This is a genomic window from Anaerospora hongkongensis (assembly GCF_004339805.1).
GTDB classification, from domain to species: Bacteria; Bacillota; Negativicutes; order Sporomusales; family DSM-15969; genus Anaerospora; species Anaerospora hongkongensis.
The window spans coordinates 51,204-76,653 of record NZ_SLUI01000004.1 but is presented as its reverse complement, the minus strand read 5'-3'; the positions used below and the strand labels follow the sequence as shown (position 1 = coordinate 76,653).

General features: G+C 47.9%; 15 protein-coding genes. 6 read left to right on the top strand and 9 right to left on the bottom strand.

The features are described from left to right. Window positions 1-159 precede the first annotated feature (159 nt). The 7 genes from EV210_RS06815 to glgB all read right to left on the bottom strand — a co-directional run bounded on the left by EV210_RS06815 (window position 160) and on the right by glgB (window position 13,715). A complete protein-coding gene (locus EV210_RS06815; RefSeq protein WP_132077580.1) occupies window positions 160-2,001 on the bottom strand; it encodes an APC family permease in 1,842 nt (613 codons plus the stop codon). Window positions 2,002-2,039: 38 nt separating this feature from the next. Continuing rightward, window positions 2,040-5,513, bottom strand: coding sequence for a 4-alpha-glucanotransferase (malQ, locus tag EV210_RS06810; protein WP_132077577.1), 3,474 nt, complete (start codon window positions 5,511-5,513; stop codon window positions 2,040-2,042). Between the two features lie 24 nt (window positions 5,514-5,537). After that, on the bottom strand, window positions 5,538-7,982 hold the full coding sequence (locus EV210_RS06805) for a glycogen/starch/alpha-glucan phosphorylase (RefSeq protein WP_132077574.1): 2,445 nt from the start codon (window positions 7,980-7,982) through the stop codon (window positions 5,538-5,540). 66 nt (window positions 7,983-8,048) lie between these two features. Continuing rightward, window positions 8,049-9,473, bottom strand: a complete 1,425-nt coding sequence (glgA, locus tag EV210_RS06800) for a glycogen synthase GlgA (RefSeq protein ID WP_132077572.1) — start codon at window positions 9,471-9,473, stop codon at window positions 8,049-8,051. Window positions 9,474-9,475: 2 nt separating this feature from the next. Then, the gene (glgD, locus tag EV210_RS06795) at window positions 9,476-10,597 is read right to left on the bottom strand and encodes a glucose-1-phosphate adenylyltransferase subunit GlgD (protein ID WP_341539049.1); all 1,122 of its coding nucleotides are present in this window, start codon (window positions 10,595-10,597) and stop codon (window positions 9,476-9,478) included. Window positions 10,598-10,610: 13 nt separating this feature from the next. Then, the gene (locus tag EV210_RS06790) at window positions 10,611-11,783 is read right to left on the bottom strand and encodes a glucose-1-phosphate adenylyltransferase (RefSeq protein WP_132077569.1); all 1,173 of its coding nucleotides are present in this window, start codon (window positions 11,781-11,783) and stop codon (window positions 10,611-10,613) included. A gap of 27 nt (window positions 11,784-11,810) precedes the next feature. Continuing rightward, a complete protein-coding gene (gene glgB, locus EV210_RS06785; RefSeq protein ID WP_132077566.1) occupies window positions 11,811-13,715 on the bottom strand; it encodes a 1,4-alpha-glucan branching protein GlgB in 1,905 nt (634 codons plus the stop codon). Window positions 13,716-13,976: 261 nt separating this feature from the next. Here glgB and EV210_RS06780 point away from each other — a divergent pair, with 261 nt between their 5' ends. From EV210_RS06780 to EV210_RS06770, 3 genes are all read left to right on the top strand, one after another. Then, on the top strand, window positions 13,977-15,362 hold the full coding sequence (locus EV210_RS06780; RefSeq protein WP_132077563.1) for a sensor domain-containing protein: 1,386 nt from the start codon (window positions 13,977-13,979) through the stop codon (window positions 15,360-15,362). 191 nt (window positions 15,363-15,553) lie between these two features. Beyond that, window positions 15,554-16,396: a methyl-accepting chemotaxis protein gene (locus EV210_RS06775; RefSeq protein ID WP_132078271.1), complete on the top strand. Its 843-nt coding sequence runs from the start codon at window positions 15,554-15,556 to the stop codon at window positions 16,394-16,396. Between the two features lie 127 nt (window positions 16,397-16,523). Beyond that, window positions 16,524-17,900, top strand: coding sequence for a hypothetical protein (locus EV210_RS06770; protein WP_132077560.1), 1,377 nt, complete (start codon window positions 16,524-16,526; stop codon window positions 17,898-17,900). A gap of 22 nt (window positions 17,901-17,922) precedes the next feature. On the opposite strand, the gene EV210_RS06765 is transcribed toward EV210_RS06770, so the two are convergent. Further along, window positions 17,923-19,005 (bottom strand): M48 family metallopeptidase, encoded by a 1,083-nt coding sequence (locus EV210_RS06765; RefSeq protein WP_207900676.1) that lies wholly within the window; start codon window positions 19,003-19,005, stop codon window positions 17,923-17,925. Between the two features lie 154 nt (window positions 19,006-19,159). Here EV210_RS06765 and EV210_RS06760 point away from each other — a divergent pair, with 154 nt between their 5' ends. The 3 genes from EV210_RS06760 (at window position 19,160) to EV210_RS06750 (ending at window position 23,478) form a co-directional block, all read left to right on the top strand. Then, window positions 19,160-19,672 (top strand): hypothetical protein, encoded by a 513-nt coding sequence (locus EV210_RS06760; protein ID WP_132077554.1) that lies wholly within the window; start codon window positions 19,160-19,162, stop codon window positions 19,670-19,672. Window positions 19,673-19,776: 104 nt separating this feature from the next. After that, window positions 19,777-21,576, top strand: a complete 1,800-nt coding sequence (locus tag EV210_RS06755) for an MASE3 domain-containing protein (RefSeq protein WP_132077551.1) — start codon at window positions 19,777-19,779, stop codon at window positions 21,574-21,576. A gap of 102 nt (window positions 21,577-21,678) precedes the next feature. Then, a complete protein-coding gene (locus EV210_RS06750; protein ID WP_132077548.1) occupies window positions 21,679-23,478 on the top strand; it encodes a sensor domain-containing diguanylate cyclase in 1,800 nt (599 codons plus the stop codon). 50 nt (window positions 23,479-23,528) lie between these two features. Here EV210_RS06750 and EV210_RS23305 read toward each other — a convergent pair whose 3' ends face one another. Further along, window positions 23,529-25,340 carry a sigma-54 interaction domain-containing protein gene (locus EV210_RS23305; RefSeq protein ID WP_279388493.1) on the bottom strand — a complete coding sequence of 604 codons (1,812 nt, stop codon included), beginning with the start codon at window positions 25,338-25,340 and terminating at the stop codon, window positions 23,529-23,531. Between the last annotated feature and the right edge of the window lie 110 nt (window positions 25,341-25,450).

The window sequence follows — 25,450 nt, the reverse complement described above, 5'->3', positions numbered from 1 at the left end:
ATCTATACTATAATGGTATACTTTTATTTCAATTTTAGCACTGCTATTTTTGAGTGTCAACGTTTTCCAGCCACAATAGCGGAATACTCAGAAAATAATTATCCGGAAAAAAACATGAGTGTGTCAGCAGCAATATTGCTGCTGACACACTCATGTTTTTTAGCGTTTAAAATGGTAGGGCAAAGTAGAAACAACCACATTCTCCCGTAATATCAACAACGTTCTGAGTATCCAGCCGGTTTGATTATGCAAGAAGCGGTGCCACCATTTCTTTGGTTCAAATTCGGGAATGACAATTGTGATATAATCATAAATCGATTTATGCATTTCCAGCTCGCTTACATAACTTAACACAGGCTGGACGATCGACCGGTAAGGGGAGTACACAACATGCATTTCAATCCCGAGATGGAAATTTTTCCATTTTTCTTCGAACTTGATTCGTTCCTGCTCATCTGTATAAATGTGCAGGGCAATTACATCCCCGCCCATTGACTGGGCATAACGGAGCGATTCAGCCAGCACCTTGGTGATACCCGATACCGGCACGATCGTCAAACTCTTTACCGGTCCGGCAGCGAGATGCTCGGCAAAATCCTCTGGTGACAGATATAACTGCTCAGCTGTATTCAGGTAATGCTGGTGAATTTTCTTAAAGGTATAAATCATAGCCGGAATGAACACCATTACCAGCCAAGCACCGTGAAAGAACTTGGTTACAGCGATGATCATAACAACAATTCCGGTTATACAGGCACCAAAGCCATTGATGGCCGTGCGGGACATCCAGCCTTTTTCCCGTTCTCTGGTCCACTTGACCACCAGGCTGGCCTGGGCAATTGTAAAAGACAGAAATACACCGATAGCATACAGCGAAATTAAATGCTCTACATTGCCATGAAAGACAACAATCAGCACTCCGGAAATCAGGCTCAGCAGCAATATGCCGTTAGAATACCCCAGCCGCTCCCCTTTTGCCCCCAAATAACGGGGCACATAGGAATCCCGTGCCATGATGGACAGCAGCGGCGGCAGCCCATTGTAAGAGGTATTGGCCGCTAAATACAGAATCAGCATCGTCGTAATCTGAATGTAATAATACCCCCAGCCCCGTCCAAAGACTTCTTCGGCCAGTTGGGACATCATAGTAACATTCTCCAGGGGCAGTAAATGATAATGCATAAACAAAAAGGAGATGCCAAGAATCATGATCCCCAGCAGCGCCGACATCAAATATGTTGTTTTGATGGCGTTAGATACTTCGGGCTTATGAAACATGGGTACACCGTTAGAAATTGCTTCCACGCCGGTCATTGAACTGCAGCCGTTGGCAAAAGCGCGTAATGCCAGGATAACGACAGCCCAATCCGCCTGTTGTCTGACCAGAGACTGTTCGGCAATAAGCGGAGCGGTGCCGGTTAAGGCATGGTACACGCCCGTGCCGATCATCAACAGGATGCCGCCAATAAAAAAGTAAGTAGGCCAAACAAAAACATTGGACGATTCACGGATGCCCCGCAGATTAACAAGCATCAGAATTCCGAAGAGAATAACCAGGTCAATGGTTATTTCTTTGCCTATCAGCTCTGGAAATGCCGAAACCAGGGCTTGCGTCCCGGAAGAAATACTAACGGCCACCGTCAATACATAATCGGCAAACAATGCTGCAGCTGCAATCAGTGCCCACCTTTCACCCAGGTTATGCATCGCAATGGAGTAAGAACCGCCGCCGCCGGGATTAGCACGGGCAACCTGAGCATAAGACAAAGTAACAATAGCCAGGAGGGCCACTACAGCTAAGGAAGCATAGCCGAAATAGCCATAAACCAACAGTCCTGAATAAACCAACGTTACGACAATTTGCTCAGGGCCATAGCCGATGGAAGATAATGCATCGGAAGAAAATATTGATAAGGCTTTCCATTTCGGCAGCCGTTCTCCGGCAGCTTCTTCCGATCGCAAAGGTCTGCCGATTAAAAAGCGGTGAATATGACCAATCATGCTGTAACACCTGCTTGTTTCTTCATCGTAAGGACATCCTAACGGTGATATTTTTGTACAAATTCACGCAGACGGACAACGAGGCCGTCCGGGCAGCCCGCATGGCAGCGCCAGCGCCAGTTTCTGCCGCCTACCGTTCCGGGATAATTCATTCTTGCCGATGCGTCTAAATGAAGTAAGTCCTGCATGGGAATTATGACCGTTTTTGCCCGGGACTGATAGGCTAATTCAATTAGCCGCCAGCACAATTCCTCATCCGTCGGCAGGCCGGTAATCCCCAGATACTTATCGACACAGTTTCGGGTCTCGCTGTCGCCCTCCCCTTGTTCCCGGTACCAGCCGACAGTCGTATTATTGTCATGCGTACCCGTATACAATACCGTATTGTATTCGATACCGAGCGGCTGGTATTGTCCTGATAAGCCGCAGGTGAAAGAAAAGTGCAGCACCTGCATGCCTGGAAAAGCGAAAGCCTGTTTTAAATCAATGACCTGCTGGGTAATAATCCCTAAATCCTCGGCAACAATTGCCATCGGGCCCAGATACTTTTCCAGGACGGTAAAAAACGCGGCACCCGGCCCCTTGACCCAGCGGCCGTTAACGGCTGTTTTTTCCGCTGCGCTGATTTCCCAATACGACTCAAAACCACGAAAGTGATCAAGCCGTACAATATCGACCTGACGCAGCAGGCAGGCAAAGCGCTCCCGCCACCAGGTATAATCATCTTGTGCCATAACATCCCAGCGATACAGCGGATTGCCCCAAAGCTGGCCAGTCTCGGAAAAGTAATCAGGCGGCACCCCAGCCACCAAAAGGGGCTTACCATCTGCCCCCAGTTCGAAGAGCCGCTGGTTGGCCCAGACGTCACTGGAATGATGGGCAACAAAGATGGGCATATCTCCAACTATTTGAATCCCTTTATGATTCGCATACTGCTTCACAGCCTGCCATTGGCGGTAAAATACGTATTGCAGAAAGGTATGATAAGCCACATCTTCAGACAAGAGCTTCCGGTAATGTTCCATCACAGCTTCTTCCCGGGCAGCAAGCGCCGGTTCCCATTCATTCCAGGGCAGATCATTAAAATGCCTGCCGGCTGCCATAAACAGCGCATAATCAGGCAGCCAGGCCTTATTGTCCAGACAAAATTCCCGATAGGAGGCTGGCACAGTCTGCTTGGTAAATACGGTAAAGGCTTGACGCAGTACAGCTTCTTTTTCCACTTTTACCTTATCGTAATCGACATAACCGGCGTCGCTGCCGGCAAATGCGGCCGCCAGCTTAGCAATAGCTGCCTCAGTCACCAGCCCTTCGGCCGCCAGCAGCTCAGGCGACAGCAGCAGCCAGTTGCCGGCAAAGGCAGATAACGCAGCGTATGGCGAATCGCCAAACCCGACAGGGGTAAGCGGCAGGATCTGCCATAGCTTTTGCCCTGCTGCCTCCAGGAAATCAATAAAGCGGTAGGCTTCGGGGCCAAAGTCGCCAATACCGTAAGCTGAAGGCAGCGAAGTAGGATGCAGCAGCACTCCGCAGGTTTTATCACCGCAGTATAATCGTTCCAGCAAAACCTTGCTGCCAAAAGGAGGCAGCACAACAGAACACGTGCCGTCACCCACCGCTACTTCTTGTTCTTCATTCATCATGTCATAGAGCAGCCTGCCCTTAACCCATTGCCGGACGTCAATTGAAACCATTATATCCCGGTCACTCCGGTTGACCAGCACAAGTGCCGTATTATCATCCCGCTCCTGCTGAAAAACGTCTGCATTGCCGGTAATATACCGCACAAAAGCCAGCACATCATCGTTTACCTCCAGCGGAATCCAGTCGCCGGTCCGCAGTACCGCGTGAGCATTGCGCAGTCTGGTTAACTGACTGAACCACGTCAACAGCTCGCGATTTTCCCTGCCCCAGGGATAGGTTCGCCGGTTAAGCGGATCGGTATAGCCCTCCACGCCAGCTTCATCTCCATAATAGACCGAAGGCACGCCAGGGAACGTCATTTGCCATAATACTGCCGCTTTCAAGCGGGCAGCCGCTTTCTCGTACTGTTGAGAAGTAAGCCGTTTTGCCGCCAGCTGGGCAGCGGTCAGAGGCGCGCCAAATTCTTCATCTCCCAGCAAGGTCAATATGCGCGGCACATCATGGCTGCCGATCAGGTTCATCAACGAATAGAAGTGATGTTTCGGGTAATTTTCCCGGATTGACAACAGAATTTGCTGTGTCTCGCCGGCCGTTTTGCTGCCCAGCAGAAAATCGAGAACACATTTGCGGAAAGGATAATTCATTACCGAATCAAGCTGCTGTCCCAGCAAATACGGCCTCAGCCTGCCATAGCTTTCTTTATGGGAAGCATCTTCCCATACCTCGCCAATCAAGACAGCTTCCGGATCGAGCTGCTTTAGCTTTTGACGGAACTTCTCAATAAATTCATCAGGCAGCTCATCAGCCACATCCAGCCGCCAGCCTTTCGCCCCAAGTTCTGCCCACTGTTCAACTACGCTTCCCTCTTCTTCAATGATGAACTGTTGATAAGAGGCATCTGTTTCCTCTACATTCGGCAGTGTTTCAATGCCCCACCAGCTTTCATAATCGTCAGGCCAGTGTTTAAACCGGTACCAGTTATAGTAGGGTGATTGGGGTGACTGGTAAGCGCCCAGCGACGGATAGGTGCCGCTGCGGTTGAAATAGATGCTGTCACTGCCTGTATGGCTGAATACTCCGTCCAAAATAACAGCAATTCCCGCTTCTTTTGCCTTATCACACAGCAGGCGGAATAATTCATTGTCACCAAAAAGAGCATCAATCGTTTTGTAATCAGCTGTATCATATTTATGATTGCTTGGAGCCTGGAACAGGGGATTAAAGTAAATAATACCAACTCCTAATTGCTGCAAATACGGTAGTTTGTTAATAACACCCGCTAAGTTCCCTCCAAAAAAATCATACGCTAAAATGCTGCCTGTCTGCATGTCCCGGATATAGACGGGATTATTATCCCAGTGGGTATGGAGAACACTGCCTCGCGGTGCATGATCCAGCTGTTTTTCCGCATTACCATCCGCAAAACGGTCAACAAAAATCTGATACATAATCTTATCTTTGAACCAGGCCGGTGTCGACAAACCCCGTTCGTAGACAGTGATTTGATAAGATGGTGGAATTTCCGGGCTGATTTGGCCTTCACCACCAAGCTGGTTTTGATTATTTCCATAAAACCAGATTCGTCCGTCATACTCTTCGATAATAAAATAATACCATAGCCACCCCGGCTGTTCAGGTGCAGCAAAAGCTGCCTGATAATAAAGATAGCCATTCTTGACAACCGTTGCCGTCATGGGTATTCGGTCTTCTCCATGTCCGCTCTGCCACAAGCGCAGCGTGACCTTGACCGGTGGACCGCCTGCCGTGACTGCTAACGCTATGGTTACAGTACTATGACAAGAAACAGCCCCGAAGGGGCTGCGAAAGGTTGGCAACTGTGAATTATGGATAAGCCAATCTTGTTTCATATCATCACCGGCCTATGTAAAAGATTAATAGGGCTCCAGAATATCGCCAATGACTACCGGTTTGGCCTTCCAAATTCCGATGGCATATTCTGATATGGTACGGTCACTGGAAAACTTGCCGGAATGAGCAATATTAGACAAACACATCTTATTCCAGCGGCTGTTGTCGCGATAAAGCATATCAATTTTTTCCTGAGCTTCCACATAAGCAGCATAATCCTTCAGTACAAAAAACTCATCGCTGTTGACCAAAGAATCATAGAGAACGCGGAATTCCTCGCGCGGCACAGGCAAACTTCCATTTACCAACTGATCCAGCAGTTTCCGCAGGCGCGTATCGGACTGCACCAGTTCCCACGGACGATACCCGCCATTTTGATAATAATTCATCACTTCTTTGGCAGTCAGTCCAAAAATGACAATATTATCATCGCCTACTTCTTCATGAATTTCGATATTTGCCCCATCAAGCGTACCGATCGTCACCGCGCCGTTCATCATGAACTTCATGTTGCCGGTACCGCTGGCCTCTTTACTGGCAGTAGAGATTTGCTCGCTTACATCAGCAGCAGGAAAAATCATTTCTGCCAGGGATACACTATAGTTCTCCAGGAACAGGACCTTCATCTTGCCTTGAATGGTGGAGTCATTATTAATAACCGCGGCTAAGGTTGTAATAAGCTTAATTACCCGCTTTGCCAGGAAATAGCCAGGTGCCGCCTTACCAGCAAAAATAAAAGTTCGCGGTACCATTTCCAGATTAGGGTTTTCCTTTAACCGCGTATACAACTCGAGAATTCTCAGCGCATTCATTAACTGCCGTTTGTAGGCGTGAATCCGCTTGACATGAACATCAAAAATCGAACTGCCGTCAATCGTGATGCCATATTTATTGTGCACCCAGTTAGCAAAGTTCATTTTATTGGTTTCTTTAATTTTATCCAGCGCTTCTAGAAAGGCAGCGTCCTCCGAGTAGCGCAGGAGCGTACTCAGATACTGGGGATAGTATATCCAGCTGGGGCTGATTGAATTAGTAATTAACCGCGCTAAATCAGGATTGGCTTTCAGCAGCCAGCGGCGGTGAGTAATCCCGTTTGTTTTATTATTAAACTTGTAGGGATAGAAATGATAGAAGTTTTTCATAACATCCTGTTTCAGGATGTTCGTGTGAATTTTGGCAACTCCATTAATGCTGTAGCTGCCAACCACGGCCAGATGGGCCATGTGTACATAGTTATCAGCAATAATGGCCATAGAAGCAATGCGCTGCCAGTCTCCGGGATAATGACTCCACAGATGACTGCAGAACTGCTTGTTCAGTTCTTCAATAATCATAAAGATTCGCGGCAGCAATGACTTCATGATATCAACCGGCCACTTTTCCAAAGCCTCCGGCAATATGGTATGGTTGGTATAAGCAATGGTATTTTTGGTAATTTGCCAGGCTTCATTCCAGGACAGCCCTTCTTCATCCATTAAGATGCGCATCAGCTCCGGTATTGCCATTGCCGGATGAGTATCATTAATGTGAATCGAAATTTTCTCGGCAAAGTCCAGGATCGAGCCGTGTTTTTTCTTAAAGCGGCGCACAATACTCTGCAGGCCGGCGGAAACCAGAAAATACTGCTGTTTTAAGCGCAGCACACGGCCTTCATAGTGGCTGTCATCAGGATACAAAATTTCCGAAATTGATTCTATCGAATATTTGTACTCTACTGCTTTGACATAGTTGCCCTGATTAAATGCCAGTAAGTCAAAATCCTCCTGAACCGTCTCGGCACTCCACAGCCTTAACGTATTCACCGTACTGTTTTGATAGCCGATTACCGGAATATCGTAGGGAACAGCCAGAACGGTCTGCGCATTGTCATGGTGAAAAACCAGTTTGCCGTTTTTTTCCTCTGACCAGACAGTTCCGCCGAATTTAACTTGTACCGCCTTATCAAACTTACGGATTTCCCACATACAGCCGTTTTTCAGCCAGTTATCCGGATGTTCCACCTGGTAGCCGTCCAGGATCTTTTGTTCAAAAAGCCCGTATTTATAGCGGATGCCGCAGCCGTGACAGGGAAGCTGCAGTGATGCCATCGAATCAAGGAAACAAGCGGCCAGACGACCTAAGCCGCCATTGCCCAGACCGGCATCCGGTTCCTCGTTTTCCAACTGGTTTAAGTCAATCCCTAATTCTGCCAGCCACTTTTCCCACTCGGAGCGGACGCCAATATTGAGTAGATTGGCACCAAGCAGCCGTCCGATCAAAAATTCAATGGAAAAATAATAGACTTGCTTTTCCCCTTTGTTTTCATAGTGCTTATTCGTTTGGACCCAGGCATTGCTGATATATTCCCGCACCATTACAGCCAAAGCCGTATACTTATCCTCAGGGGAAGCTTCTTCAAGGCTTTTGCCGTGCATCGACTGTAATTGATTCAGAAAGGCTGCCCGAAAGGCTTGCCAGTCAGTAAACATAAACTCCCCCCATTATAAAAGCATTCTCTTATACTTACTGTCAGGCATTCATCTATTTTGATCAATTCAAACGAGTTGATGGTAAAGCTCCCGGTACTGTTGCGCCGACTGACTCCAACTATAGTCACTGCGCATTGCGTTGCGGATAATCCGTTCCCAAACATCCCCCTGCCGATAAACAGCAAGTGCCCGCCTCAGAGTATCCAGCATATCGTGTGCATTATAATTAGCAAAACTAAAGCCGTTTCCCTCGCCAGTATATTCATTGTAAGGCTGAACGGTGTCTTTCAGCCCTCCCGTTTCCCTTACAACAGGCAGTGTGCCGTACCGGAGCGCAATCAGTTGACCAATTCCACAAGGTTCAAAGCAAGAAGGCATCAGGAAAATATCGGCACCGGCATAGATCTTATGCGCTAATTCTTCGCCAAAAAAGATATTGGCTGATACCTTGTCAGGATACCGGTGCGCTGCCAGCCGGAACATACCTTCATAACGCTCCTCACCTGTGCCAAGTACAATTAACTGAATATCTTCCGCTATTATTTCTTCAATTACATGGGCCACTAAATCAAGCCCCTTAGCCGCTACCAGTCTGGATACGATCGCCACGACAGGCACATCAGCTCTTACCGGTAAACCCACATGCTCCTGCAGCTTCATTTTATTTTTTAATTTCCGGCCGCTAGACCGCCAGGTATAAGGAACAGCAATGCAGTCGTCAATGCGCGGATTGTACAAGTCATAATCGAGTCCGTTAATAATGCCATACAGGTCATTGCCACGGCTCTGCAGCAAGCTATCCAGCTTTTCGCCAAAATACGGCGTTTTAATTTCTTCCGCATAAGTGGGACTCACGGTCGTTAACCGGTCAGCAAACACCAGTCCGCCCTTCATGTAGTTTACTGCGCCGAAAAACTCCAGTCTGCCCGCGGTAAAATATTCATCTCCTAAGCTAAGCAGATCACCAAGTACTTCCTTGGCAAAGACCCCCTGATAGAGCAGATTGTGAATAGTAAATACCGTGCGCAGCTCAGGATACGCTTCCCGGTAGTGTGCAGCAAGCAATACCGGAATAACTGCGGTATGCCAGTCGTGGCAATGCAGGATATCCGGTGTAAAATCCAGATACGGCAGGGACTCGAGCACAGCCCGGCAGAAATAGGCAAAGCGCTCGCCGTCATCATAATGCCCGTACAGTCCCTTGCGTTTAAAGTAATATTCATTGTCGATAAAGTAAAAGGTGATCCCCTGGTACTCCAGTTTTTCGATACCACAATACTGACGGCGCCAGCCAACCGGAACCTCAAGAGTATGGACCGGTTCCATTATTTCCCGGTAATGACTGGGTATTTCACTGTATTTCGGCAGGATAACCCGGGCATCAACCCCTTCTTTTACAAGCTCTTTCGGCAGTGATCCGATAACATCGGCCAAACCGCCGGTCTTGATAAAGGGAACTGCTTCGGCAGCGACAAACAGTACTTTCGGCATTCCTATATCACCATCCCTTTCTCTATAACAAGCAGGTAATTTCGATCTCCTTTCAAACTGCGGCCGGCAGTAATATGTACGTCCTTGTCACAAATTACACTGTCCAACATGGCGTTTTCGCCAATTTCACCTTTTTGCATAATGATGCTGTCTTTGATATACGCTCCTTTATGCACCCTGACTCCCCGGAAGATAATACTGTTCTCCACCCGGCCTTCAATTACGCAGCCATTGGCAATCAGAGAATTAGCCACCTGGGCCGTCTGACGGTAGTTGGTAGGAGCCTCATCCTTTACTTTTGTATAAACCGGACCGCTCTTGGCAAATAACTCTTCCCACACATTAGAGTTCAGCAAATTCATATTATGCTTGAAATAGCTCTGGATTGAATTAATCTTGGCCACATATTGGTGATGCGGAAAACCATTAATTTTTAAGCGGCTGATATTTTTTATAATACCGTCTTTAACAAAATCGAATTCGCCGCGGGATACACAATTCTCGACAATTTCAATTAACCGTTCTTTTGACATAATATACATTTCCATCGAAATATCGCTGCAGGTTGTTTTCCCCGGATTCACTTCCATATCAACAATCCGGCTGCCCTCCAGACGAACTGCGGTCGCCCGGGGAAAATCGCCGGCACATTCCGCTTCCGGCTTATAAATAACGGTAACATCAGCCTGCTCATCAACATGAAATTGAAAGGCGGCACAAAAATTCAGGTTGCAAACCATATGACTGCCGGCAATCAGGACATATTGCTGGGCGCTGCGCTTAATGTAGTCCAAATGGTTATAAAAATGCTGCATATCCCCTTTATAAATCCCCATTGCGTAATGCGCATGAGTAGGCGGCAGAATAAACAATCCATCCCGCTTGCGCGCCAAATCCCACTCTTTGCCGGAGCGGAGATGATCCATTAAAGACCGGTATTTGTTGGGAACCAGAATTCCTACATTGTATATGCCCGAATTCACCATGTTGGAAAGAATAAAGTCAATCAGCCGGTACCGTCCGGCAAAAGGCACGGCGGCCAGACTGCGGTGTCGGGTAATTTCTTTCAGAAACTCTTCATTTTCATGTAAGTTGATTAGACCAAGAACATTTTTCATCTGCATCCTGCCCTCCTTCTTACTCGATTACAGCACTTCGCGGAACCTGCGTACCTGCCGGTACGAATGCACCTTCGCCAACAACCGTGACATCTACGCCTTCTCCCTGGCAGCCAATTTCACAATCGTCGGCCAGCACAGCGTCATGGCCGATAATGGTGCGCTCCACCCGGCAGTTGCGTCCGACATTCACCCCTGGCATTAAAACTGAATCACGGATAACGGCGCCTTCTCCAATGTGAACTCCCGGAAAAAGAACCGAGTGATCAACCTCGCCAAATACCTGGCAGCCTTCACTGACCAGCGAGCAGCGTACCTGGGCGGTAGCAGCAATGTAATGCGGCGGTTGAGTAGGGTTAACGGAATAAATGCGCCAGTTATAATCGTGCAGATTTAAAGCAGGCTCTTCAGTCAGCAAATCCATATTTGCTTCCCAGAGGCTTTCTACCGTTCCTACATCCCGCCAATAGCCCCGGAAAGGATACGCAAACAGCTTTTGACTGCCTTTCAGCATTTTCGGGATAACATTTTTCCCAAAGTCATGGCTGGAGCCTTTATCCTGATCATCTTCCTCCATATATTTTTTCAGCAGACTCCAGTTAAATATATATACACCCATGGAAGCCAGATTACTCTTCGGTTTCCTCGGTTTTTCCTCAAATTCAAGGATATGATGTGCTTCGTCGGTATTCATAATGCCATAACGGCTTGCATCTTCCCAGGGAACCTCAATTACAGCTATGGTCGCCTCAGCGCCCTTTTGCTTATGATACTCCAGCATCTGGCAGTAATCCATTTTGTAAATGTGATCGCCCGACAGAATCAGCACATATTCAGGATTAAACTGATCGATAAAATTTGCGTTCTGGTGAATGGCATTTGCGGTGCCTTTGTACCACTCGCCGCCGCGTGCTTTCACGAAGGGGGGCAGTACAAAGACACCGCCCGTTTTGCGGTCTAAATCCCAGGCACTGCCGATTCCCAGATAATTGTGCAGTGCAAATGGCTGATACTGTGTCAACACACCAACCGTATCCAAGCCGGAGTTATGACAATTACTGAGCGGAAAGTCAATAATGCGGTATTTACCACCAAAGGGTACGGCTGGCTTTGCCAGGCTTTTGGTCAGTACACCCAGCCGGCTGCCTTGGCCTCCGGCAAGGATCATTGCTACACATTCTTTTTTCATCATACTCGTCACACCCTCCCCTACTAACAATCAATCACTAGCAAGCTCTGCTGTCCACTGCAAATAGATGCAGGCCAGTGGCGGCAGCTTCAACTCCAGCGAATATGGCTGATCATGCCATTCTTTAGTCTCCGTCGACACAACTGCATTTACCTGGCCTGAACCACCGTAAATTGCTGCATCGCTATTCATAATTTCCTTATACCAACCGCTCTTGGGTACACCAATCCGGTACTGATACCGAACTACCGGTGTAAAATTAGCAACCACAATGATAAAATGATTCTCCACATCAGTTCGGCAAAAGCTGATTACACTTTGCCGGTAATCATCGCAGTCAATCCACTGAAAGCCCTGCCAGTCATGGTCCAGCTGCCATAAAGGCATCTGGCTGCGGTATAGTTGATTGAGATTTTGTACGTACCCTTTCAGTTTTCCATGCATTTCGTAATCAAGTAAATGCCAGTCCAACGATTGCGCTTCATTCCATTCGATGAACTGCCCAAACTCGCCGCCCATGAATAGCAATTTTTTACCCGGATGAGCCATCCAGTAACCATAGAAAGCTCTGAGGTTCGCAAATTTCTGCCAGTAATCACCGGGCATTTTATCAAGCAATGACTTTTTGCCATGTACAACCTCATCATGCGATAAAGGCAAAACGAAGTTTTCCGAAAAAGCGTACATAAGCGAAAAAGTAAGCAGCTGATGCTCCCGCTGGCGGTGAATGGGATCAAGTGCCATATACCGCAGCGTATCGTTCATCCAGCCCATATTCCATTTATAGTTAAAGCCCAGGCCACCCAGATAGGCAGGCTTTGTAACCAGCGGCCAGGCAGTTGACTCTTCAGCCATGACCAGGGCATCGGGAAATTCGGCAAATACTGCTTCATTCAACTGGCGAATAAAACTAATGGCTTCCACATTCTCTCTGCCGCCAAATTCATTAGGCGACCATTGTCCCGTCTCTTTGCCATAATCAAGGTATAGCATGCTGGCGACAGCATCTACCCGCAGCCCGTCAACATGATAGATCTGCATCCAGAATAACGCATTCGAGATAAGAAAGCTGCGCACTTCAGGTGTTTTGTAATCAAAGTTCAACGTTCCCCAGCCATAGTTCTCGGCCCGGTCGCGCTGCCAGTGCTCATATAAAGGCGTACCATCAAATTGCCGCAAGCCGTGGTCATCCTTGCAAAAATGCCCGGGAACCCAATCCATGATGACTCCTATCTCCTGCTGGTGACAACAGTCTATCAAATACATCAAATCAGCGGGGTCGCCGTAGCGGCTGGTCGCCGCATAATAGCCTGTTGCCTGATATCCCCAGGACTCATCGAGCGGATGCTCAGCCAGCGGCAAGAGCTCAATGTGCGTATAGCCCATAGCAGCAACATAGGGCACTAACTGTTCTGCCAGTTGCCGGTAAGTCAGAAAGGAGCCGTCGCTGTTACGCTGCCAGGAACCGGCGTGAACTTCGTAAATAACCATCGGACTGCGGTAGCTGACCGTGCGCTGCCGGCTGCGCCATTCGTCATCACCCCACTGATAGCGGTTAACAGCAGTGACTTTTGAGGCAGTGCCAGGCCTGAGTTCAGCAGCATACGCATAAGGATCAGCTTTCAGCAGCACTCTGCCGTCCGTGGTATGAATTTCGTATTTGTACAGCATTCCCTCACAAACATCCGGTACGAACAAGGTCCACATTCCTGAATCACTGATTCGGTTTAGCCAGTGCGTGTTACCCTGCCACTGGTTAAAATCGCCGATCACACAAACTGCGGCTGCATTAGGAGCCCATACGGTAAACTGCACTCCCTGCTTGTTTTCAATGCTCCGGATATGGGAACCCATAAAGCGATAACTATGGAAGTGCCGTCCTTCGTGAAATAGATACAGGTCAAAATCACTGGCTTCATTGCTTGTCATCGCCATGTTCACGTCCCTTACCTAAATATATCGCTTATTACTGGAAAAATTCGCCGCTTGAATGATAAAAGTCCTTTGTTTTTATATTCACTTATTTATAAATTTTCAATCGAGCGGTTCTTGTGCTGATTGATTTGCATAGGATAGTAAAGAAGCGAATATTCCTCCTTATGATTGGAAATTGTCTTCCAATTTTAGGGAGAGCGTGATAGAATAACCTTAGCCATGCCGCAGTATTTCCCTATACTGCACCCGAGGTGAATAGTCATGTCTCCCCAAAGTATAATGAAATTAGAGAATCAGGCCAATCAACGCCTGGAGCTAAGCAGCGCTGAACTGGCAGCCAGCCTTAACCATCTGGACTGCGCGCTTTTGCTGGAAGACAGCCGCCACAATGTGCTGTTTATTAATGATTCTTTTTGTCATATGTGGCATTTACCGGCAACAGATACTTTCGTTGGTATAAACGGGCAGGAACTGCTTAAGCGGTTTCATCCCCTGGTAGGCAGCAGCAGAAGCTTTAGCAGACATATCACTAAAGTCAGTGGCTGCCGCACAAAAGCAACGAACTTAGAATACCGTCTTACTGATGGCCGGGTACTCGGCTATAATTATATGCCCGTCTTTATAAAAAATGAATTTTATGGCCATTTATGGCAGGTGTCGGATATAACCGAACGCAAGAAAACAGAAGCAGGGCTCTATCAAAAGCAGCAGCTGCTTGAGCTGTTTTTCTCCCAATCGCTGGATGGCTGTTTTGTTATGACACTTGATCAGCCTGTTCGGTGGAATGATGAGATTGATAAGGATGCCGTGCTTGATTATGTCATGCACCACGAACGGCTGACACGGATTAATCCGGCTTTAATTAACCAGTATAAAACCACCCATGAACAGCTTATCGGCAAGACACCGGCTGAGCTGTTTACGAATAATCTGGACTACGCCAAATCCGTGTGGCGCCAGTTTTTTGACGCCGGACGCCTGCGTATCGATATGCAGCACAGCCTCTCTATCGGGACTGAGCTGTGGATTGAAGGCGATTATATCTGCCTGTACGACGACGCCGGAAATATTACCGGTCACTTTGGCATTCAACGGGATATTACCGTTCACAAAAAGGCAGAAGAGAGAATTCGCTATCAGGCTCATCACGACTCGCTTACCAACCTGCCTAACCGGCTGCTTTTTTGGGACCGCCTGACTATTGCCCTTTCTCAGGCCGAGCAGGAAGAAACAATGATGGCGCTCCTGTTCCTCGACTGTTATCAGTTCAAGCAGGTTAACGATAATTTTGGTCATGCCAATGGTGACCGTATGCTCCAATTATTAGCAGCCCGGCTGCTGGAAATTGTCCGCAAAGGCGATACGGTAGCACGCCTGGGCGGCGACGAATTCGTCATCATTCTGCCCCGCATTCGCAGCTACGATGAAGCACAGCTGGTTTCCCAACGGATATTAGAAGCCTTTCGCAGTCCGATGCGCATCAACGATAACATTGTGCAAATCGGTGTGAGCATCGGCATCAGTATTTATCCCTTCGACGGAGACAATGCCGAGGAAATGCTTCTTTCCGCCGATAAAGCGATGTACCAGGCAAAATCCTCCGGCTCCCATGCCTTTCGTTTCTATGGTCTCCCCGCCACGACTTAGTATAGAAAAGACCACATACCGCCAGCAGTGCCGGCGGTATGTGGTCTTTTTTACAGCTTTACCAGTTCTGACGGAAATTATCGAATTTTTGGGAATATTAGGAGGATTTTATAGGCCTTTACAGAACTACTAAGTATGAGAATTCTGCAAACGTTTTCATGAAGATTGTTATCGGGAGGATTTAAATTTTGATGATGAATGACACTATCGATCCTGCTCTACAGAGACTCATTGATTGTGCGCCATTATTGCCTAATTTATTACTCGATGATGCCGGTATCTGCATTACTGACAGAGAAAAAATTATTTACTACCTGCCCGGCAAAACGTTAAATCTCCATCACACAATTGGTGAGGCGGTAAAAAAAGGACTGCCTATTGATCGCTGTATGCAAGAGAAGAAACGTTTCTTTTCCAAGGTCGACAAGGAAAGATTCGGTCAGGCTTTTATGGCCCTGGCTTGCCCCGTTGCCGGTGAAAATGGACAGGTAGTCGGAGCGATCAGTGTATCACAATCCATTGAGCGTTATGAGGCCTTATCCCATATGGCTCTTAATTTAAATACCGCCGTTCACAACCTGACCAATACAACACAGGAAATATCAGCACAGACGGAAGAATTAGCTTCTATTGTGGCAAGTGTTGCTCATACCTCGAAAGAATCGCAAGCCCGTGCTAATGAAACCGATCAGGTCCTGGATATGATCCGCAATATTTCGGTGCAAACCAACTTGCTTGGCTTGAACGCCGCCATCGAAGCGGCCAGAGTAGGTGAACAGGGACGCGGCTTCGGCGTCGTTGCGGAGGAAATACGAAAACTAGCCAGTTACAGTGCCGAATCAATCAGCAAGATTGATTCGATTATTAAAACAATCCGGCGGGATAATGACCAGACCTGTACGCAGATAACGAATGTTAATACCATCATCGGACAAATTGTGGGCGCTACTCAGGAAATAGCAAGCACTACTCAGTCAACAAATACTATGGCTGCCGAGCTTACTGATATGGCCAAAAAAATAACCGAACACTAACTGCTTCAGCTTGCCAGGTAACTCTGGCAGCTTTTTTTGCAGCCGAACCAGTTACTTTTCTGTCCAACCAGCGTTATATTCAGAGAGAGAACTTTTACTATTTATATTTGCTGCAGGAGGACTTGCTATGAGAAAACAATTTGCTGCCGCTGTTGCCGTTACCTTACTGGCTATTCCAATGGCACTTTCCTGGGCGGCCTCCAATAACCCCGCCAAAACCATACCACTGGCCGCCTTGCCTGCCAATACTTATCCACTTGACAACACAAACGCCGATGTAACCGGCGACGGCATTGCCGATTCGATTGTTCTTGCCGGCTACAAAGAGAATCCAACTGAACGGTATGCCAAAAAAATGCTGCTAGCCGTTCGTGACGGTAAGACAGGTCAGACTCAGACAACAGAGCTGGATATGGGTGGGTACGAAGGCAAACTGTTTGTCGGCGACTTTACCGGTGACCACGTAGCGGATGTTATGGTCTCTGCGCCCACAGGAGGAAGCGGTGGCATAGTGGACCACCGGATCACCACATTTACTGGCGGCAGCCCTGCTATTATCTTTGCCAGCGACAATAACCGGGGAGCTAATTTCACCGGAAAGTTTCTGGAAGGCTTTAAAACAGAGATTACCAATATCGAGACAGGAAAATCCATCATTATTGACAACGGACGCAACCGTGCCGATTATGTCCGGCTGGGAATTTATGATGAGACCGGCCATATCCTCAAAGATCAACGCCCCTGGCATTACCCCTTTTCGCTGCTTGAGCCAACCGACACCGACCGGGATGGAGTTTATGAATTAAAAGGATATCAGCGCATTGTAGGCGCTTATAACGCCGATCCGATTGCCGAAGTGGAAACGTTGTGGAAATACCAGGACTCCGCCTGGGAAGTACGAAAAATTAAAATCTCCACCAATTTATTAAACAATCCCCTGCCCCTGCCTGCTGTCAATTCTGCCTATACCATTAAACGTCAGTATGTCCACGCTGAAAGCGGCGACATCTATTATCCGCAATTCGAGCAGCTGGAAAGCATCCTCACGCAGGGTGTTTTGAATAATGAAGTGGAAGAAGCAGCGCTGAAATATACCAGCCAGTCTGATCCTGGCTCCCGGTTTGCTGTTGATTATGAAATAGCCCGCCAGGATAATGCAATCGTCAGTGTTATTTTTAAAGGCCTGCGGCAAGGTGACGGCAAGCAGGAAATCCTTTCTTCCGTTAACCTGGATCTTAACTCCCGCCAGCCAATCGTAGTATCCAACTTGGTTAAAAACAATGAGGAATCCCGTCAGGCGTTAACCGCGCTGCTGCAGCAGGCTGCCGCGGCCAACCCTGCCGTAAGCAAGCCGCCTGTACTGGGGGATTGGATGGGCGTATACTTTACGAAGACAGACGTTGTGTTCTACTATCTCGAAAATGACCACGCCACAAGCTATGTAAAAATTGCCGTTCCGCTCGACAAAGTTGCCCCTTATCTCAATGAGGGATTTCAGCTATAGTACGATAAATTGAAAGAGGCAGTCATTTGACTGCCTCTTTTGGCGGTTCTTCTGTTTTATGTTGTAAACGGCTTTGCTGCGCGGCCCATTCCTGTAGTTTTGGTATAAATGAACCGGCCAGCTCCGCTGCCGTTGTGCCGGCAATTGCCGCTTGCTGGGCAGTGACGGTGAGAATCATAATATCATCATAATAGATCCTTACATTGTCTCCATCCCTATCCAAAACAAACCAATCGGGTCTGATCTCCGCCTTCTGGGAAACCCGGTAAAGCGCTCCGGCCAGTTGATAAGCATACAACTCCGTTTTTCGCTCACCGCTCAATGCAGCAAAAGCATCAAAAGTCCATTCCCCGTCAATAAGACGGACTGATGTGGCGTCAGTTACAACCTGAGGATGAATCTTGCTTTTCTGTATGTAGCCCTTCAGCCGCTTAATTCTGACCTCTGGCTCCGGATGAGAAGCGAACATGCCGAAATCAGAGCCGCCGCTTACTTCAGCCAGCCTTTGCATCCCCATCAGCATGCTGTAGGGATTAAAACCAGCCTTAAGAGTCAGCGCATAACCATGATGATCGGCTTCTTCCTCTGCCTCCCGGCTATTGCGGGCCATCAGCGCCTGCTGAAGAACGCTCTGCAGCGGCAGCCCCCTGTCCCCAAGCAGAACTAACATCAATAAGGTCATTCCCATGTTTTTTTCCATTTGCTTAATGGAGTGGCGCTTGACAATATGTCCGATTTCATGGCCGATTACTCCGGCCAGCTCATCATCATTCATAAAATCCACCAGGCCTTTGAATACATATACCGGCCCGCCGGGCAGTGCCAGCGCATTGACTTCATTTACATTAAGGACTTTAAAGGTATACGGCAAATCAGGCCGGTCGGAATAGGCAGCCAAAGTCCTCCCCAACCGCTCTACCCGTTCTTGCACGGCAGCATCCTCAACAAGCTTATATTCATTTTCCAGTGCCTTGCCAATCTTCTTACCTATCTCAATCTCATCATTTACACTGTAAGCCTCGGCAACAGGCAGGGCAAGCGTCGATGCCAGCAGGGTAATACAAAGAATAACAGCCAGCAGACGGCGCAAATTAAGCAGCACCATAATCTGTTCACTCCAAGTTTTCATAAATCAAAAACACAATTTGTTAAAGGGTATATTCGCGCTTGTTAGCTGCTATTCCTTTCCAGCAGCCGCCACATAGAACCGCCAATGTTTGGGAATACTAGCCAATATCACCACTTTAAGGAGAGTTATCATGACCAGTCAACGCATTCTGCTTGCCGGCGGGCTGCTGCTTTTTCTCTTAAGCGCCTTTGCCGGCCTATATTATGACCTTGTTTTACGTCCTGAACAGCATATTGCCGCATCCTATACACTGGACATGGCTCTCAATATGGCAACAAAAGGTGATCCGGCTATGGCAGCTGCTTTTGCTGGTGAGTTTGCTACTTTGAGCCTGCTGCAGGAAATTTATGCCCGCTTACCGCTGCACCTTGCTTTCGCTGGTGCAGCAGCGATAGCACCTGTCTGGATTACCGCCAGACTGGATGCCAGCGAACGGTTGAAAAAACTGCTGGCCTTACTTATTGTTGCAGGCGGCCTGCTGCTGGGAGCAGGCGATCTGGTGCAGATAATGGGACACACGCTGCCGGGCAGATATATCGTACTTAGCGGCTATTCCTGGATTGCACTCGGTCTTGGCGCTTTCTCACTGTACGGCGGGCTGTTCATCTGGCTGAATATGGAGCCTCAGGCCAAACGGCGATAAGTGATTTATAGAATTACATATTATGGATTTTCCAATTTATGACCCCTTATCTGGCTGCTTCATATAATAAAGTATGACAGCACGCCGGAAAGGGGGTTTTTACTATGCAACAGCTCGAAAAAGATTTCTGGCGCAGTTTGCTTTGGGCCTGTGGCGGTTTTTTATTTATAGGCTCCATTCTGTCTCAGTTTTATGTCGTTGACAGCACAGATCACTATTTATATATTCACACTGTTTTAGAGTTTATTTCCGTCTTCGTCTCTTTTGCTGTTTTTACAATGGCCTGGCTGACGCGCGACGGCCTCGAGGACCGGCAGGGACGCTTTATTCTCTGCCTGGGCTTAGGATTCTTTGCCGTAGGCGTTATCGATTTCCTCCATGCCATGGCTTATGATGGCATGCCCGTTCTCTTAACCCCCGGTTCGGAACAAAAAGCCGCCTTCCTTTGGCTGTATGGCCGTTATGTAGGTGCCCTCACCTTTCTAGCCGCGATATTTCTACTGGAAAGGGAAAGACTGCCGCTTGTCCGTTCGGCAATCGCCGGTTTGTTCTTTGTAGTCAGCCTCGCAGCCCTGGCGCTGGTGCTATCCACCTACTACCTCTATTTGATACCTCCCTTATCTACCGAACAATATGGTCTTACCAGCTTAAAAATCAAGCTCGAATATGGCGTAATCGCGCTCTACCTGCTAAGCTTCAAACTATTATGGAACCGCCGTGGTACTATTCAGGAAACGATTTCTTCCCAGCTTATCTGGTATCTGGTTTTTAGTATGTTTTCGGAAGCAGCCTTTATTTCCTATGCAAGTCTTTATGACACCTTCAATATGGCCGGTTCTGTCTACAAAGCAATAGCTTACTATTTTCTCTTCCGCGCTGTTTATTTTTCCGGGTTAGTCGACTATTTCTATACGCTGAGCGAAATGGCGAAAATGAGTGCAGAGTTTTTAAGTGACGATATTACCCTGGAGACAATGCTGGATGTACAGATGAGCAAATTAAGAAAACTCATGCCTCAGGCCGAACGGATCAGCGTTTATTTTAAAAAACCGTGTGACTGCTACCGGGCCGTTTATGTTTGGGGCCGTTACAGTGATCTGCTCTACCGGGGCCGGGAAATTCATTTTGTTAATATTGAGGAAAAACTCGGCTGCCGGCTGACACTTATCTCTCAGCCCAAAAAGCTTCCCGAACATATCGGCACTGACGCATATACAGCTGAAATTGGTGTGGCTTTCCTGGCAGCTCATCAAATGCTCTATGTACCGCTCATGTCCAAGGGGACTTATCTAGGCTACATTTTCATTTATACCTTCAGCCGTACCCGCAGCTTCAGTCATGAAGACCTGGAGAAAGCTGCTGTTTTTCAAAAATTTGCCGCTCTTGCTATTGCGCAGGCGATCAACCGGGAAACAGTAACCCGCCTGTCCTATCAGGATACGCTGACCGGACTGCCTAACCGGCGCCGTTTTTTTGAAGAATTAAGCAAGATTAAATATGATGCCGACCAATATGACATCCCCTTCACCCTGATTTACCTGGATATGAACAATTTAAAATTCATTAACGACAATATCGGTCATCACGCTGGCGACAGCGCCTTAAAGCGGATTGGCGAAGAGCTCGGCCTGGTAGCGCGGCAAAGCGATGTACCAGCGCGCCTGGGCGGCGATGAATTTGCCATTATCTTCCGCCATACCGGCCTGGCAGATGGCTGTCAGATCATTGAAGATCTCCGGCACCGTTTCAGTTCCTTAACGGTAAACGGCGAAAGTTATACTTTTTCCCTGGCCGTGGGCGGAGCTTGTTATCCGGAAGAAGCCGATAATGAAGAACAGCTCTTAAAACTGGCCGATGACCGTATGTACGAAGCGAAACGGATTATGAAACAACAGCAGAAATAAAGGTAAAGACTGCAATTAGCAGTCTTTACCTTTATTTCATGATTACTATTGAATAATCATTATCGATAGCTTACAATTAAAGAAAAAAAGGGACGGGATATTATGCATTATGTAACGCGTAAAGCACTTATTGCAATATTTGCCGCCGCGTCAGGTTTGTTGGCACTCGTCTGGCTGCAGCCTTTTCTGCCCACTGCCTTTAGTGACGGAAATTATCTTGGCATCCACTCCTTTTTAGAACTCATCTCGATCATCGTCTCCTTTTCGCTGTTCAATATCGTCTGGATTAGCAGGGATGCCCTGGAAGGCAGTCTCGGACAATCGCTGATCATTGTCGGAATTTCCTTCTTTGCCGTAGGTTCAATGGATCTATTGCACGTATTTACCTATCAGGGTGCCACCGGCTATTCCGGTACCTTTCCTCAGATGAAATCGATCTTTCTTTGCCTATACGCGCGTTACCTGTCTGTTGCGGCAGTTGCAGCCATGCTGATCTGGCCCGGCAGATTAAATGTAGACAACAATAAGCTGGCCAAAATTGCACTGTCCACAGCCATTGCCGCTATCGGGCTGGCCCTGGCTGTAACCTATTACTGGCCCGCAGCCTGGCGGCCGCAAAACCTGCCGCTCCTTAAAAGCTCCATGGAGCTTTTGCTCATTCTTTTGTATATTGTGACCCTTGGGCTGGTTCGTGCAAAGAGCAGCACCTTAAAAGACAGTGTGGCTGGGAAAATTGCTTATTTTCTAATCTTCTCGCTTTGTTCTCAAGCCTCGTTCACATTTTTCAACAGCGAGTTTGTCACGTACAGCTTATTAGGCCATATTTATAAATTTATCTCCTTTCTTTTCCTCTATCAGGCCGTTTATTTATCAGGCGTATTTAATCATTTCTACAACTTAAGTGAAATGGCCAAAATGAGCGCTGAATTGCTGAAAGAGTCGATTTCTCTCAAGCCGATTATGGAAATCCAGGCAAAAAAATTAAAACAGATCCTGCCTAAGGCCCAAAGGATCTCATTTTATACTACCGGAAAAGACCCGAATCATTTTATACCAAGCTATCAATGGGGAAAATACGGGGAAATCTTCTCGCATAGCGAAGGGGTCTATATTAATAATTTTCAGAAGTTGTTTGGTCAAAAGGTCGCCATTTACAATTCTCCTATTGATTTGCTGCTGAACAACTTATCCGGCGACTATTCTCTCCAGCTTGTTCCCTTATTCAAAGAAGCTAAGCAAGTCCTCTATTTGCCATTAGCAGTAGAAGGGCGGTTTCATGGCTTTATCATGGTGTACATCTTCTGCAAAGCGAACAGCTTCGATGAGGACGACATGGAAAGGGCCGAACTGTTTCAGACTTTTGCCGCCTTGGCAGTTGCCCAATTACGGCATCAGGAGCTGGTTACCAAGCTTTCCTATGAAGATGGTATGACAGGCCTGCCCAACCGGCGCCGCTTTTTTGAGGAAATTGAAAAAGCCGTCTATGCCTATGACCGGTACAAAACCCCTTTTACCGTCATTTATCTGGACATGAACAACTTAAAATATATTAATGATACCTTTGGCCATGATGCCGGTGACGAAGCGCTGCTTACCATCGCTGCCTATTTGAAGAAAGCAACGCGCCAAAGCGATCTGCCTGCCCGTCTGGGCGGCGATGAATTTGCCATCCTCTACCCTTATATGGATCACAAAAGTGCCCAAACCAAAATTGCCGAGCTGAAACTGCTCTTCGCCAATCTTCAGCTAAAGCAGGCAGACGCAGCCTTTTCGCTGGCGGTAGGCGGTGCCAGTTATCCCGACGAAGCTGCCGATGCTGATACGCTGCTCAGCCTGGCAGATGACCGCATGTATAAGCACAAAAGAGAAATGAAAAGTCTCATGGAACGCACTGCCGGGTAATCCCTGCAGCCACTAGGCGGCACTATGCCGCCTATTTTTTTGTGCCTCGGTTAAAGCTGGTATTTTTTCAGCTTGCGATAGAGCGTGGCAATCCCCATGCCTAAGTGAGCCGCTGCCTGTTTTTTCCCCTCAACGGTAAACCCGAACAGCTGCAAAGCCGCTGTAATTGCCTGACGCTCCATTTCCTCCGCAGGTAAGACTGCAACTGGCAGCTTAGCCTGCCTGGGGCGTTCCCCTGTCTGACAGCTGACTTTCAGCGGCAGGTCAGCCTTGGTAATCCTGCTGCCTTCCGCCCGGATAACCGTACATTCTACCGCATTTTCCAGCTCCCGGATATTGCCCGGCCAGTCATACTGCTCCAGCGTCCCATATGCCTCGTCAGTAAAGCCGCTGACGTCCTTACCCGCAGAAGCGGCATGTTTCCGCAGCAAATAATCCGCCAGCTCGCGAATATCCTCCTTCCGTTCACGCAAGGGAGGAATCTCCAGGACAAACACATGGAGCCGGTAAAATAAATCCTCGCGGAACTGCCCGGCTGCGACCAACTGTTCCAGATTGCGATTGGTAGCGGCAATAATGCGCACATCGACAGGCAGGACGCGCATACAGCCTACCGGCTCTACCGCTCTTTCCTGCAGCACCCGCAGCATTTTGGCCTGCAAGGACAGCGGCATATCGCCAATCTCGTCCAGGAATAAGGTACCGCCGTTAGCAAGTTGAAATTTTCCGGGTTTCCCTCCCTTTCTGGCCCCCGTAAAGGAGCCTTCCTCATAGCCGAACAATTCACTTTCCAGCAGATTTTCGGGGATAGCCGCACAGTTAACAGCAATAAACGGCCCGCTGCCCCGGCTGCTCTCACCGTGAATCGCTTGTGCAAAGAGCTCTTTGCCTGTACCACTTTCACCGGTAATCAGTACGGTCGAGGCCGTTGCCGCCGCTTTACGGGCCTGAGCCTTAACGCCTTCCATCATCGCACTGCTCCCGAGGATATCCGCAAAAGCAAGCACCTGTTTGCGGCAGCTCCCGGTTATATCCGTTCCTGAAGTTATCAAACGCAGGCTGGCAACCGTGCCCTGGATGCGTCCATCGACAATCATCGGCTTGGCATTGATCATATAGTGATGCTGTCTGCCCTGCTGCCAGATGTTGACCTCCCGGTTGGCAAAACCGGCGCCATCCCGCAATACATCAGGAATCGGACTGCCAGGAAAAACCTCATTGATGTGAAAACCGATCACATCTTGTGCCTTTACCCGAAACATCGTCTCGGCAGCATAATTAATACTGATGATTCTGGCAGTATTATCAATGGCCAAAACACCTTCGGTTATAAAATTCAATACTGTCTGAAGCTGATTCTTCATAAACAGCAGTCTGTTCATACTGTCAGCTTCCGCCGCTTTCGCGGCCAGCAATTCTCCCATACGCCGGATAAAGGTCAGCAGCCGTTCATTCTTTGCAATAATTTCCTGACGGTGCTCTGCCGAGAAGGCAATCAGGCCGATGATGCCAATAACCTCCGTGCCGATGAGGATGGGACAGCATAATTCCGCCAGCTGTTTGCAGACAGGCTGTCTGTCGCAATCGCGGCATTGCGCATCGGTCGTAACATCTGTAATAATAATTTCTTTTTTCTCTTGCAGTACTTTCTGATATAACGATCTGCCGGCAACCACCTGGCCAATCGTCTGTTTATGATCACCCGTGCCGGCAATCCGCGTCAAAGTATCATCAACGATTGTCACCTCAATACCCAGAACGCTGGAAATTGCCTCAGCAACCTGCTGGGCCGTAATTTGAATTTGCTGCAGCAGCGACACATCCATCACCTCATAACGATAATTATCATATCTTTCTTTCACAAAGCCGAAAAATCCTGTTTGCATCGGTTATTCAACAGGAATCGAAGTCTGTTTACTCATTCCAAAGGCAAAACGGTGATAAATTTATCACGATGCGATAAATTTATCAC